General features: G+C 45.8%; 10 protein-coding genes. 1 reads left to right on the top strand and 9 read right to left on the bottom strand.

Features of this window, described 5'->3' with window-relative positions:
* Positions 1–20: 20 nt before the first annotated feature.
* Positions 21–1,415 carry a DUF4832 domain-containing protein gene (locus tag ACFVS2_RS29280; protein WP_390239843.1) on the top strand — a complete coding sequence of 465 codons (1,395 nt, stop codon included), beginning with the start codon at positions 21–23 and terminating at the stop codon, positions 1,413–1,415.
* 66 nt (positions 1,416–1,481) lie between these two features.
* Here ACFVS2_RS29280 and ACFVS2_RS29275 read toward each other — a convergent pair whose 3' ends face one another.
* Genes ACFVS2_RS29275 through ACFVS2_RS29235 form a run of 9 tightly spaced genes read right to left on the bottom strand, consistent with a single transcriptional unit; the run spans position 1,482 to position 12,985 of the window.
* On the bottom strand, positions 1,482–2,168 hold the full coding sequence (locus ACFVS2_RS29275) for a DUF4956 domain-containing protein (protein WP_390239841.1): 687 nt from the start codon (positions 2,166–2,168) through the stop codon (positions 1,482–1,484).
* A 22-nt stretch (positions 2,169–2,190) separates the two neighbouring features.
* Positions 2,191–2,925 carry a polyphosphate polymerase domain-containing protein gene (locus ACFVS2_RS29270; RefSeq protein ID WP_390239839.1) on the bottom strand — a complete coding sequence of 245 codons (735 nt, stop codon included), beginning with the start codon at positions 2,923–2,925 and terminating at the stop codon, positions 2,191–2,193.
* Complete coding sequence (locus tag ACFVS2_RS29265) at positions 2,922–4,646, bottom strand: CotH kinase family protein (protein WP_390239837.1); 1,725 nt, start codon at positions 4,644–4,646, stop codon at positions 2,922–2,924. Before ACFVS2_RS29265 ends, ACFVS2_RS29270 begins: the two co-directional genes overlap by 4 nt.
* Positions 4,647–4,677: 31 nt before the next feature.
* The gene (gene pelG, locus ACFVS2_RS29260) at positions 4,678–6,078 is read right to left on the bottom strand and encodes an exopolysaccharide Pel transporter PelG (RefSeq protein ID WP_390239835.1); all 1,401 of its coding nucleotides are present in this window, start codon (positions 6,076–6,078) and stop codon (positions 4,678–4,680) included.
* Between the two features lie 5 nt (positions 6,079–6,083).
* A complete protein-coding gene (gene pelF, locus ACFVS2_RS29255; RefSeq protein WP_390239833.1) occupies positions 6,084–7,490 on the bottom strand; it encodes a GT4 family glycosyltransferase PelF in 1,407 nt (468 codons plus the stop codon).
* A gap of 3 nt (positions 7,491–7,493) precedes the next feature.
* Positions 7,494–9,401, bottom strand: coding sequence for a DUF2194 domain-containing protein (locus ACFVS2_RS29250; RefSeq protein ID WP_390239831.1), 1,908 nt, complete (start codon positions 9,399–9,401; stop codon positions 7,494–7,496).
* A complete protein-coding gene (locus tag ACFVS2_RS29245; protein WP_173618396.1) occupies positions 9,398–10,372 on the bottom strand; it encodes a hypothetical protein in 975 nt (324 codons plus the stop codon). Before ACFVS2_RS29245 ends, ACFVS2_RS29250 begins: the two co-directional genes overlap by 4 nt.
* A complete protein-coding gene (locus ACFVS2_RS29240; protein ID WP_390239829.1) occupies positions 10,365–12,569 on the bottom strand; it encodes an NAD-dependent epimerase/dehydratase family protein in 2,205 nt (734 codons plus the stop codon). The genes ACFVS2_RS29245 and ACFVS2_RS29240 overlap by 8 nt, the downstream gene beginning before the upstream one ends.
* Complete coding sequence (locus ACFVS2_RS29235) at positions 12,566–12,985, bottom strand: response regulator (protein WP_390239827.1); 420 nt, start codon at positions 12,983–12,985, stop codon at positions 12,566–12,568. The genes ACFVS2_RS29240 and ACFVS2_RS29235 overlap by 4 nt, the downstream gene beginning before the upstream one ends.
* Positions 12,986–13,149: the final 164 nt, after the last annotated feature.

The following is a 13,149-nucleotide window of genomic DNA, read 5'->3' as shown; positions in this document are numbered from 1 at the left end:
ACTAGATCTAGGGGGCACTCATGAAGATCCGAAGTGGTCTATACAGCGTACTTCTCGCTGCTTTTTGCATTCTACCTTCCTCTGCCGCCGCCTCCAGTTATGGAACGGCGACTTATTCGCCAAAGCAATCCCAAGACGTACTACAAAACCCTTATATGGGACTGGCTCCCGATTCACGGACGAGTAATAATGAGCAAGAACACACCCTCGTCTATGCCAACCTAACCTGGAGGATGCTTGAACCAACCAAAGGAGATTATGCTTTTGATGAGGTCGAAGACGCAATCCGGTTTGAAGAATGGACAGAAAAAGACGTCAAGTTCATCCTCCGCATCGTTATGGATCTTCCTGATAAAAAATCGGACATGGAGATACCGGATTGGCTATACAACGAGATCGGCGGGGACAATGACCATTTTGATGATGGCGAGTGGTATCGAAACGACTATGGCAAAGGCTACAGTCCCAACTACAGTAATCCATTGATTATCAAGTACCACAAGGAATTGATTGACGCTCTGGGAGAGCGCTACAAGGACGATCCCCGCATTGCTTTCATACAGCTAGGAAGCGTCGGTCACTGGGGAGAATGGCACACAGATACTTCTATTCCTTTCCCTGCAACAGAAATCACGGATCAGTACGTACAACCGTATCTAGATAATTTCCCTGATTCCATGCTACTGATGCGCAGACCACACCCAGTTGCCAAGGAGTACAAACTGGGGCTGTTTAACGACATGTTTGGCAACAAAGAAGATACAAACAGCTACCTGTCCTGGATACAGAAGGGCTACGTCTCCTGGCTCACCAAAGAAAAAATGCCTGCCATGCCCGACTTTTGGAAGTATGCGCCAAGCGGCGGAGAATTCTCTCCATCCGACTCCTTGCCAAGCTACTTTACTCGCTCCTCGATTAACCAGGTAATCTCACAAGCCAAAGCTTCGCATATTAGCTGGCTTGGCCCGAATACACCCGCACGTTTCGAAAAAGACAGCGATCAACAAGAATATTTGGACCGCTTTTTAAACACGATTGGCTACCGCTTCTCCATCACCAAAGAGACACATGCCAAAGCAGTCGAGCCCGGAGACAGCCTCGCTGTGACGATGGATTGGCAAAACCGCGGTGTCGCTCCATTTTACTTCCCGTGGATTCTCGAGCTGTCACTCGCGGATGAAAACGGTGAGATCGTAACCAAGACCAACACGTATGAAGACATCCGCAAATGGCTTCCCGGCAAGAAAACCGTCAAGCAAAGCTTGGAAATTCCGGATAATCTTCCTGAAGGAACATACACCCTCTGTGTAGCGATCCTCGATCCCCATACAGAAGAGCCGGGCATTCAATTTGCCATGGAAGGCAAACGCTCGGACGGAAGATATACGTTGGGTACGGTCCAAGTACGAGACTGATCCATCCAAAAAATCCCTTCCTGACCACCTGTAAAGGAGTCAGAAAGGGATTTTTTCTTCTAATCATTATGGTGCATAATCGCCATCGTAGCTTACCAATGATACGTTCTTCACACCTTCTACCTCTGAAATATCTTGAACAAATGCCGTATTATCTCCTTTGATTTTGACTTCCACGATCAATTCCACCATCTCTTTGTGTACAGTCTTTGACTTCAAGGCGTATTTCAGTTTGTTCAACTGATATTTAACCCCGTCATTGGCTTGATCGTGATAGTTGATAATGAGCAGATAGGCAACATCTTTCATTTGCCGCTTGGATAATACAACAATGACAACCGCCACCACCAGCGATCCAAGGACGGAAACCGGGTACACACCCGCTCCCGTCGCAATACCTACCGAGATCGACCAAAACATGAAAACAATATCCAACGGGTCTTTGATGGCAGTACGGAACCGCACGATGCTCAACGCGCCAACCATCCCGAGAGAGAGCACGATATTGGTGCTAATCGTCATGATAATCAGGCAAGTAAGCATCGCCATTGCCACCAGCGTGATGTTAAAGGTATGTGTATAGACGACACCGCGAAACGTTTTTTTGTAAATATAGTAGATGAACAAACCTATCAATCCCGACAGCACAAGCCCTATGATGGTATCAATGATCGAGATGCTGGCGAATTGATCTATTTTTAAGACACTTTTTTTGATGATATCTTGAAAATTAATCGTATTGGTAGTATCCATAGTTTCCCGACTTCTCCTCACACTAAAGATTATAGTATTTTTTGGTCTCCTCTCTGCAAATGACATATTTGGAGATAGCCGATCGCTTATTACTCAGGTTTTGTAGCAAATGTCTAATATGAAACGGCAGGAATTGATCGTACTTCACTTCCATGATCATCATGGGCTGATGAATAGCTCTGACCATCATGATGTTTTCGTCAAAAATATCGAGTGAATTGACGTTTGCCTTCAAATACTTATCAAACGTAATTCTGACATTCCCTTCTCTCACCAAATACGCCTCTCGGACATAATCCGTAATGACGCGAGGCCGAAACAGATGATTTTTGCACGATAAATAAAAATCTCGTAGCACAGCACTTTCTGTCTCTCGCAGAAACTCAACATCACCTGCCAAAATCAGTTCATACTCATCTCGTGTAATCGACGCTGATTCTTTGCAAATGTATCCACCGAACTTGCTCTTTCGCTCCATTTTGATGACTGCATCACTTTTGTTGTAGATGCGAATGCGATACTTTTTTCTTTGAAAAACCCCGTAGTTTTTTTCATAGAGAGCTGTGTCGTGAAAGTCGTCAAAGTACAGGCTACGAATATGATATCCTTCCTCACTCACAGAATAAGGGTCAGGAGTCGCGATCAGACGCAATTTCTGCCGCAGCGGCTCGTAATGACTCAGCCGAAGATAATACTTCAACTCATGCCGCAATCGCTTGTTGCCGAGCTGGATGCCCGTGCTCTGTATTCCTTTCATTTCAATACGAACTCCTTCACCCCATGATAAAGCGCATCCTCGGACTCTACCCTGTCAAATGCCGTCTGTGTGTTCCCTTTGCTGTCCCGAACAATCACGCGCCAGAAAAAGCGACCTTTACCCGGATCGTTTATGGTGTATTGAACCCCTGTCAGCCCCTTGGCCTGCGCGTGTATCTTCGTAAACGCAGGATCGTAACTGACGGCAAAGTCGTAATTCAGATCGTCACCTTGCAGATCATAGGAATGGTCCCAGGCAAAAATGAGCTTATCTCCTTCTTTTCTTGGCTCCCCCATAAAAAAGGGCATCGGATTCTCTTGGCGTTCATAGTACCTCTTTTTGTTACGCTCCGGTTCACCAGATAGAAGTGCTTGCTCATTGTGAAAATAGGAGACATCCAACGGTAAGTTATATAAATCAGGTTGTTGCAGCACATATTTACTCACAATCGGATAATAGCTCTTCAAGTATTTTTCCGTTTGCTCCTTCGTAATGATCTTGCTGATTTCCTCAACCTTTTCGTTAAGCGTTTTGATGTTTTCGGGATCTTTAAAGATGCGGCGATGCAAATTCGACACCCAGTAGTCGGAAATGCCAAACTGCCATTGTCCTAGCCCTTTTTCTGGGCTTCGCTTGAGCTCTTCTTCAAAAAATCCCCACGATGCGTCGTAGTCCCAAGGTAGGAAATACCACTTGTTGGAGTTGCTAGGGCTGTATAAGTAAAAATTATGAACTGCCGTGTCGTGATTCCCCATCAACAGGTTGGATGCCAGCCATGTATAGTAGTTCTCCCGATCAAAATGCTTGTCCAAAAAGTCTTGCGTATTGATCGCAGGATTGTGAAGATCGTCCAGCATAGAAATGAGCTTTTCATGGTTCTCGCTGCCTTTGATCTCCAAAATTTTATCAAAGGCTTTCTTATCGTAGGTAGGATCTGTTGCCAGCTTGAGTTGTTCCTCGTAACGGTGGAACTCGAAATCAATTGCCTTGTATAAATTTCCGTTTCGGTCCAATCCGTGCGCCTGCAAAAATGTTTTGTTCGGCTGTTCAATTTGAGTGAACAAACCGTAATCAACAAAGTCTCGATCCGGATTTTTTTTAGTCAAATCCTTGATTTTCACTTGAACGAACTGCGTCCGCAAACTGGTCATATTGGGCATTTGCTCAAAATAATCAAAGCTAAGCTTTTGTCGAACACGCGTCATGTCAGACTTGTGCTTGCTTAAGTTGATATTGCGCTGATCCCGCCAGTATCCGGCGCTGTCGAACAAACGGATTTTGTACGATTTTTGTTCCGCTCTTCTGCTCGATTCCCCCCGCAGCTCAATCGTTCCGTTCGCTCTCGTCTCGCTAAAACCAAAGTACCCCTGGGTTGGCCCCTCCGCCGTCCCTTCCTGCATAATGACTTTGGCCTGGAGATCTTCTCCCTTTTCATTCCGTCCGCTAGGAGCTAGATTGAGTTCCGTAAAGGTGGTCGTTTTCAATTTCGAATTTTCTTCGTTGACTACCGTCACATATAAATGGACGATGCTCCCATCAACATCCTGATCGTATACGCTTCTATTCTCAATCAGATCCTCGTTCATCTGCTGAGTTGACGCCACCTGACTCGTTGCTGGCGGGTTGTCTGACACTGGCTGTTCAGGCGCATCCTGTGTACAACCAGTCGATACAACTCCTAATGCTACGAGTAGGCTCAGTATGAATCGTTTTTTCTTCAACCTAAGTCCTCCCCAATCTATACGTAACCATCTATTCCATTCGCTTTCCTTTGACAAAGAGCGGCTGTAGGCAGTAGGTGTAATAATCGATATTTTTCAAGTAATAGATCAACCTGCCGAGACCGGCTACCAGTGCAAGAAACGAAGCAATAAAAAATGAAAAACCGTAGTTATGAAGGGGCAACATCGCTATGGTGATGACAACGGTACTGACGAGAAATAAGGTTGTAACCGTAAGCGCTCCCTTCCGATCGTCAAAATAGAGCAACATCAGCACGATCACAAACATAACAGCGTACAAATACCCCGCGATGACCAAGATGTTGTACCGCTCCATTTGATCGGACGTAAAACCGATATGCGGAAGCAGCGTAATGCCTAGAGCCAGTGCAACGAAGGAAAAGAACAGCTGCACCTCCATCATGAAGCTGAGCTCCTGCATCAACGTTTGAACCATGTCTGTTTTCGCCCGCTTGATATCCTGCACCGAGCCTGTGCCCAATATCGTTCCGTAATACGCTCGATACTTCTCGTAAAAAGCAGTCTCCACAGATACCACAAACATGACCATGGTAGGCAATATGCTCAAGGAAGCGTAGAACGCTGGCACGTCGTAAAAAGGCGCAATCACGTAAGTATCCGCCACTACCTCCTGCAACGGGCTCCCCAGCCAGTAAATAAAATGGTGCACATAAAAACCAAGAGAACAAAAAAGACCCACACCAAGCAGACTTGGGTACTTTTTCACGTACTTCAGGAAATCAAAATAATTCCTTGCCTGCTTCGGGAAAAAACTCTCCAGATGAAGCATAGATAAGACAATCATCGTAAAAAAGCCGAGATCCAAAGAAATCAGCATCGCGATTCCTTTTTCCAGCTCAGTCAGATTCAACAGCAGAAACGCAGCCAGAAGCGTAACGGCAACAGCAGCCAAATACCCACGAATGATGCGCATATAATCCTTTAATGCAGACAAGTAGGCGGATTGTAGCCATACGACGATCAGTTCCACAAAAAGAAGGTAGGCTACGAGCTTAAAGCCAGACGGCAGAGGCGCGAGCCAGTAAAATGCACCGCCGAGAATTCCCCCCAAACCCAGACAAACAGCGATAACTCCATACAAAGACGCAATGATGTCGTTATACTCACGCAAGTAAATTTTGTCTGCAATATAGCGAGAAATGACCATGGAAAAGCCGCAGGTAATTAACATTGAAAACACGAATGCATAAACGACAGCAGCTAAAAAAGACATCCTTTCCAAATAGCTGACATTCAATTGAAGAAGGATTTGCTGTAGCACCGTAATCATTACCATACAAATCAGCATCGGTCCGACTGTGACCAGTGAAGAAAATGCATACGCCTTCACACTGGACAAATACCCTTTATTTCGAAACATTTTCTTCAGTTCAAAGCCAATGCCCGCCATGTTTCTTACACCTCGTATTTCCGATACATATTGCGATATCCCGCCAAGAAATTCTCATGTGTGTAAATAGCCGATACTCTTTGGAAGCCACATCTGCCCATGCGCCGTCTCATGGGCTCGTTTTGGCATAACGTAATGATCGCTTGGGCAATTTGAGTAAAATGCATGACGGGTACCGTTATCCCTGCGTTGCCATAGTTGTCACCATTGCCGTATAACAATTCCCGACAGCTTCCCACGTCCGTTGTGACGAAGGGCTTTCTGCATGCCATTCCTTCCAAAATAACGAGCGGTTGTCCTTCACTGATGCTGGTCAAAACAAGCATGTCCATTTTTCCGAGATACTCTTTCACATTGACCGCACCCGTAAACGTAACATCCTCCAGCTGCAGACTTTCGACCAATTGCAGGCATTCTGTGTAGTACTCCCCATCTTCATCCGTCGGGCCCATGATGACAAAGCGTGCGTGTGGCACTTGTTCCTTGACGAGCCCGAAGCTGTGCAGCATTGTTTTAATATCCTTGATGGGTACCACGCGGACGACAGCGCCAATCGTTATTGCCTCGTTCTTTTTTTCCTCCACGATGTCTGCATAGTCGCTCACTTTTACACCGTTTGGGATCACTGATACTTTGGAAGGATCACAGCCTAGCTCAATCTGAATTTCCTTGTTTCGCTCAAACAACGTGATTACCTCATCCGCGTAGGAATAGGCACATGCAGAAAGGTTATGAAAATAATCGATCCAAATATCTTTAAAGTGACCCTTAATCCAGTTTGCCTTGATAATTTCTTCTTCCCGCTCGCGGGTGTAGATTCCGTGCTCCGTCAGCAAAAACGGCTTTTTATGCAGATACTTCCCGAGACTCCCTGCTACACCGCCATATCCCGTACAAACACTGTGATACAAATCCGCTTGCGGCATGCCGTTTTGAATGACCAGACATAGCGGCAACACCATCGAGCGAATCATCCAGATCATTTCGGTAAAGGGAATTTGCGGGTATTTTTGCTCGCAAAGCCGCTGGATTACCTCGAAGAAGTCCTTACTTGTAAGTAACTCGGCTACGGCTGGCACCTTACTCCCCGACAACACGGAAAAAAGAGCATGCCAGTCGCCCTTACTTCCATCCAGCAACGAAAGCAATGCTTGCTGCTCATCATCAGTTAGCCCCAGACGCTTGCCCAGTGCAGCCTCTTCTTTGAGATAGGCATCCAGAAATACCTCTTTGATTTCCACCACATTCGCGGGGAGCTGGTAGACGTACTTCCCCCTGTTTTTCTCTTCTGCACCAATGGCATAAATGATAAACTCATGCTCTGGCATGCTAGCGATTAAGGAATGAATCCAACTAGAGACGCCCCCAGTAATAAAAGGGTAAGATCCTTCGGCAATCAGACAAATTTTCATCGCTTACTCTTCCAGTCCTATTTCAAATTTTGCACCCGTTGCATGTACGAGATAGGCGCCTTCCTCTATTTTTTCTACCGTACAATTTACTAAGCTCGTCATTTTTTTGTTTGTCCGCAAGATGTAATACATTTCGTCGGAGAAGTTGTTCATGTATCCTGTCACTTTTTTATCCGTATGCGCGATATACACATCCGTCTGCAAATAGCTCTCAAGGCTTGTTGCAGCTTCGGAAGCAGTCTGGCTGCGCAGCCATGGATAGTGCTGGTAAAGCTCTTCCATCATACGTTGAAAGTCATTTACCAATTCCGGCCACGACTTGTTATTGCTTCGTTCCTTGTCCAACACATCGTCTGGATGAACAAAATGAGAAAAGACACCGATGGATGTGATCGCATTCGCTATGTACCAATCATGAATGTCTGTGCGACTGTATCCCGAGGTAATACGCGGCAGCTCTACAATGCCATCTTCGGCCACGGAAAACTCCTGGATGTATTCGTGCGTGCTGTCTGATTCCGCATATAAGGAGGCAATGACTCTCAGATCAGGGAAGGACGTTTTTAGCGCTCGACGCCCTTCGGCTCCCAACACGTTGGAAGGCGGGACATACACCTGTACGTCATATGACGAGAAGACCTTCTTGATATAATCGTTCAGGTACGAAAGTGACTCGGCCATGCTTTCTTCATCAGGCCAAGCCTTATACTCGTAATGGCTCGCTGTCGCTTCATCAGTAACCAGCGATTGATGATTATATCCGTGGATGCCCAATTCGCCACCCAATTTCACCAAATCCCTGCCGTACGTAATCAGATTGTTCGAATCCGTTCCTTCCTCATCTGTGAAGGGGGCGGCAACTCGGTTATTGTAGGTTTTGATAATCGCTCCCGTGTAGGTCACATCGTAATCAGCAGCAAGCTTGATCATGTCGGGCCACCACACATCCCGAAAGAAGCTGGGAATATCTTTGCGGTACTCGCGGTAAATACTCGGCTCGATTCCCTGGCGAAAGGGAGCAGGAAAGTCGTCAATATACGTGATTTTCATATTGAAAATGGGGTACATGAAATCTTGATTCAGTAAACTGATGCCACCAGCAATCAGTCCTCTGTTCATTGCAGATTGCATATTCGTCCCGTTATAGACCAGAAACTTTCCCTGTCCATGCTGGGCCTCCCATAGCAGTGGCATATTGTCGGCAGAAACTGCATGTACTTTCGCTTTCCTATCCAGCTCTACAGGAATCGAGGAATTAACAATGGACTCTGCCCCGATTTTTGCATCTTCTCCTTGGATCAAGAGATTGGATGTCATCTGAATGCCGTTTGTCACGATGGGGAGATCGATGGAATTGATCCCTAGCTTTCGGTAAATGCGATATAAGCTGTCGTTGTATTCAGGCGTACGTGAAAGGAACACATTTCCCCCATTGTGCGCATATTGCAAAATCGCATCCAGATCGGCTAGCAAGCCCAGATTTTCTATGGTGACAATGACCGTCATGTATTGGGAATCGGGCTTCGAGAACTGCTTAACGTCTGCGAGATCGTACTCCTTTTTCATATACCGCAGCATTTGCTCCACATTCCTCGCGATTGCCATACTGCTCTCATCCTTGGAATCATGCAGAATGAGGAACCGCTCCTTTGCAAGCTTGGCGATTTCCTCCTGGCTGATTGCGTTTTGCTTCGGCTCGTCAGTCTGCACTCCCGAGCCTCCCGATTTATTACTACTCACCTGGAGGATGAACTGTGATCGGGTAGCTTCTATGGTGATCCCCAGAATCGCCACAAAGATCAGAATGATGTAGATGTTTTTTTTCACAGGAATGTCGTTGGACCTCGGCTGGCTCCATTCTCGGTCATTTTCCACGTCTCTTTTCTTTCTTCTGTTCCTTGTCATTCTCATTTTGTATCGCTCATCTCTTTCGAATTCGTACCTGTTTCCTGTGCAGCAGCGACTTCCTTCCAAGTACTGTCTTGTTCATCCGCTTCCAGGGTGTTCCAGTAGCGAATCATCATCAGCGTAGCGTGAGAGATTTTAACCGACGAGCCTTTTAATCGATTCATTTCTGCCGCAAACCCTGCATGGTCTCTGATCGTAAAAAAGCGCTTTAGCGACATGACATATGGCTGTTCGCTTTCTGGATGATACTCATGAAACAATTGACAGTACTGTGCGGCTTTTTCATAGGACTGGTTCACTAACTCACAATTGATCTTGTCCACAAAATAGCTTTCTTGGTCCTGATAAATGTCCAATAAAGACTCCAGCACAAAGGAATACGTATAGCTGTATTTCACATAGGTGCGTTGATCAATCAGTGAACTGTCCAAGTACTTCTTCAAAACGTCTGCGTAGGCGCGTAAAACCTCAAGATCCTGCTTGTTCTCCTCGTATTTCACTGATAAATCCTGCAGTTGGAGCTGAAGGTTGCGCCGCATTTCCGTTAAAGCGGCTGCCGCGTAGTGAACCGTTTCCGAATCCTCGTTTTGCAGGGCTGTCTCCAATGTGCCGATCTGCCAAATGGTCTGCTCTTTCAGGACATCGATCAGCATCTTTCGGCGCGTGCTGGTGTCATTCAAAAACAAAATGTCCTCAACTGGAACGATGTTCATTTCCTTTTCCATGTCCGCTCTTCGGAAAATATTCGATCCCTCGGCTAGTTTAAGCAAATCACTCTCCAGCATTAGCTCATTCACATTCTTTTTCGACGTTCGCTTGTACACATCGGTAATCCCCAATAACAGGAGGCCAAAAACAGGAAGAAAGCCAGCAACAAGCATTCGCATAATAAGCACCTGCTTGTTTTTGCCGCGGCTTTGCATCCAACTGTAACTAACAGTCACCAAGACATGGAGGAGGACTAGATTAAGCATAGGCGCCATCCTTCAGGGAGAAGCGATTCTGGTCTTTTTCCTGTACAATTCTCGCTGCAATGCCGAGTCTACCAAGCCGATCAATCACGATATTGGCTTCTTGCTCGTTTGAATTGGAGAGAATGATATAGACATCTCCTGCTTCGTCCATTCCCATATAATCCGCTTCGCGCAGAGAGCTCGCGATAAAGGTAGAGAGCGTATGATGATCCATTTGCGCAGCGTCCACTGCCAAGAGTGTAAAATCCGTGTTCAACTGTTGCTTGGCGTCCCTTTTATTCTTCAACATAGCCGAAAAATAAGCTGGAATCAGGATGGAGGTGCCTTCTAGGTAGCGATCCTTTTGTGTGGAGTTTAAGAAACGAAGTGAACGCGACAACGCGGAAGAGATTAATTGAACGGCGACCTGGAAAAGGTTTTGGGTGTACATCGTAAAATTTTCGAATCCAAGTTGTTGCAGTGTAATGACCGCCACCATTTTGCCATTGTCAAAAATGGGAGCTGCCATAAGAGGCATGTCGTGACGCAGTTCTTTATTCACGATGATCTTCTTTATTATCATTAGTTCAGTAAGATAAGTATGCTCACTCATTTTCAACGAGCGTGGCAGATCAAAGCCCGCTTTATTTGATTTAGCCATCAATCGCAAGAAAGATCCATTTTGATTCATCGTATAAATTGCGATCTCATCGGACTTCATGATTCTTTCCAGCACCTTGACCGATTTCTGCAATACGCGTTCCGGCTCGAGGCTGTCCAGCTCCTTGGTGATGTTGTAGATTTTTCCGAAGCTGTCTTCCGAATTCACGATTTGCTGCTGCAATTCTTGCTTGACCATCAGGACATCGTTGTAAATGTCTTTTAAAAAGTCATACTTGTCTTCCAGCGCTTGCTTTTGCAGTTCCTTAGACAGTATGTCCCTGTTGCGTTTATCGATCGAATAACCCACAGCAATCCCGATAATAAAATAGACAGCGATATGAAACAGAGCATTGGCGTCATATAAGAGCGATACGACATCGCGCCCGTTATGCAGGCTTTCTCCGATGTAAAGTGCACAGGCCAGGATGACAGACAAGAGTGATTGCTTCGTTCCGTAAATCGCGCCTATCAACACGATGTAAATCAGCTTGAGATCAAAAACACCACTGTTAACCGTTCCAACTGTAGCGAAAACCACCACAAGAAAAGCGATAATATTCTCAATGTACGGCCTTGCATCCCATGAACGGAGCCAATTGATCGTTTTCTTCGTTTCGCTCTCCTGCTCTTGTTCTTTCTCTGCGAGGGTCTCTTGATACCACTGCGCCGTTTTTTCCAGCCCCTCTGGCAATGAATACATCGGGATCCAGTCTAGTCTTCTCTTTGCCCGCGTATTGTCCAAAACCGACTTGTCTACATCTCCTGGGCGTTTTTCCCTTCGCACTATTCCCTGGAGCTGCTGGTTCGCCCCAAGAATGTCAATAAGCTCATTAATGCTGCTTTCCTGATTGGTAGACAAATTCATCACCCCGGTATCATCCGTGGTAACGGAACGGAAAATGGCGTCAGCTACATCCTCTACATAAATAAAATCTCTCGTTTGACTGCCGTCCCCGTGCAAAACTATTTCTTTTCCATGGTTGATCTGGGTTAAAAAAGTAGAGATGACGCCGCCTTCCCCGACTGCGCTTTGTCTGGGCCCATACACATTCGCCAAGCGAAAGACAACCGTTCGCAAGCCATACATTTCCGCCCATTTGAGGCAATACATTTCGCCGATGTGCTTGTTTATTCCATAAACAGATACCGGATCACACACTGAATCTTCATGTAAAGGAGTATTTTCATTCATGCCGTAAACAGCGGCTGATGACGCAAAAATAAATTTGGACACGCCATATTTGCTCGATAGCCTCAGCATATTCATGAGGCCAAGAATGTTCGTATTCGAATCCAGCAGGGGGTCTTCCATGGATGCAGCAACACTCACTTGGGCCGCTAAATGTACGACGACATCGAACTTGTTGCTTTTAAATACTTCATCGCATTTTTTATTCGCTACATCCAGCTCGTATGCCTTATGCGGAAATGTGACGTTCCTCTGATTGCCTGAACTAAGATTGTCGAGGATGAATACTTTATAGCCTTCCTTATTAAATCTCTCCGCGACAAAAGAACCGATGAACCCATAACCACCTGTGATCAAAACTTTCATACTAACACCTCAGCTATTTGTTTCACCTGTCTATCTCCACCTCGAACATCTAACCCTGTTCCCAGCACTTTTTGGACAGCCCATTCGATTCGCTCCAGCTGCAGTGGCTTCGCTATGAAATCCCGCGCACCTGCCTGAATCGCCTTGATGACGGTATCGTGCCTAGACACTGCTGAGCAAATAATGATCTTGGCATCCTTGTCCAACTCCATGATTTTGCGTGAAGCAGTCAAACCGTTCATGCCGGGCATGGTGATATCCATCGTGACAAGTGATGGTTTGTACAAGCAGTAATTTCTCACAGCCTCCTCTCCCGAAGCAGCTTCCGCAACGACATGCAGTCCTAGCGACTCAAATATGCTGCGCAGCACATGTCTCGTAAACGCCGTATCATCAACAATCAGAATGCTATTCATCCAAAACGTTATCTCCCATCCCAACCATCTGTATCTTTCGGATCATTTTATTATAGTAATATATACCTACTTTCACTACCAACCAAAGTTACTGTCCTGTAACTTTTATTTTACATAGGCACAAAGACCCCTAGCATGTAGCTTTTCCTATTCTACTAGGGTCA

Source organism: Brevibacillus sp. NPDC058079 (genome assembly GCF_042885155.1).
Lineage (GTDB): Bacteria > Bacillota > Bacilli > Brevibacillales > Brevibacillaceae > Brevibacillus.
The sequence above is the reverse complement of the archived record's forward strand: the minus strand, read 5'-3'. Positions and strand labels throughout refer to the sequence as shown.

Coding starts and splice junctions, on each gene's coding strand:
- ACFVS2_RS29250 (WP_390239831.1), bottom strand. CDS start 9,401: ATGAGAATGACAAGGAACAGAAGAAAGAAAAGAGACGTGGAAAATGAC.
- ACFVS2_RS29240 (WP_390239829.1), bottom strand. CDS start 12,569: ATGAAAGTTTTGATCACAGGTGGTTATGGGTTCATCGGTTCTTTTGTC.
- ACFVS2_RS29245 (WP_173618396.1), bottom strand. CDS start 10,372: ATGCTTAATCTAGTCCTCCTCCATGTCTTGGTGACTGTTAGTTACAGT.
- ACFVS2_RS29275 (WP_390239841.1), bottom strand. CDS start 2,168: ATGGATACTACCAATACGATTAATTTTCAAGATATCATCAAAAAAAGT.
- ACFVS2_RS29270 (WP_390239839.1), bottom strand. CDS start 2,925: ATGAAAGGAATACAGAGCACGGGCATCCAGCTCGGCAACAAGCGATTG.
- pelF (WP_390239833.1), bottom strand. CDS start 7,490: ATGAAAATTTGTCTGATTGCCGAAGGATCTTACCCTTTTATTACTGGG.
- pelG (WP_390239835.1), bottom strand. CDS start 6,078: ATGGCGGGCATTGGCTTTGAACTGAAGAAAATGTTTCGAAATAAAGGG.
- ACFVS2_RS29235 (WP_390239827.1), bottom strand. CDS start 12,985: ATGAATAGCATTCTGATTGTTGATGATACGGCGTTTACGAGACATGTG.
- ACFVS2_RS29280 (WP_390239843.1), top strand. CDS start 21: ATGAAGATCCGAAGTGGTCTATACAGCGTACTTCTCGCTGCTTTTTGC.